Raw genomic sequence first — 270 nt, forward strand, 5'->3', positions numbered from 1 at the left:
GCTCTACACCGGTGGCACCATCGGCATGCAGGCCAGCGCCAACGGCCTGGTCCCTGCCTCCGGTTTTGAAGCGCGGATGGCCGATTACCTCGCCAGCCAACCTCAACTCAAAGTGCCCGCCTGGCGCTTGCGGGAAATGTCGCCGCTAATCGACAGCGCCAACATGACCCCCGCCTACTGGCAGCGTTTGCGTATCGCCGTGATCGAAGCGGTGGATGAAGGCTACGATGCCGTGCTCATCCTGCACGGCACCGACACGCTGGCCTACAG

The 270-nt window shown here is 63.7% G+C and carries 1 protein-coding gene; it reads left to right on the forward strand.

All coding sequences use genetic code 11. From position 1 onward, the window contains the following. The coding region (locus AAEY72_RS14980; RefSeq protein WP_352311352.1) for an asparaginase domain-containing protein at window positions 1-270 on the forward strand (270 nt) is incomplete at both ends.

This window comes from Psychrobacter sp. W2-37-MNA-CIBAN-0211, from assembly GCF_040309405.1.
Taxonomy (GTDB): Bacteria; Pseudomonadota; Gammaproteobacteria; order Pseudomonadales; family Moraxellaceae; genus Psychrobacter; species Psychrobacter glaciei.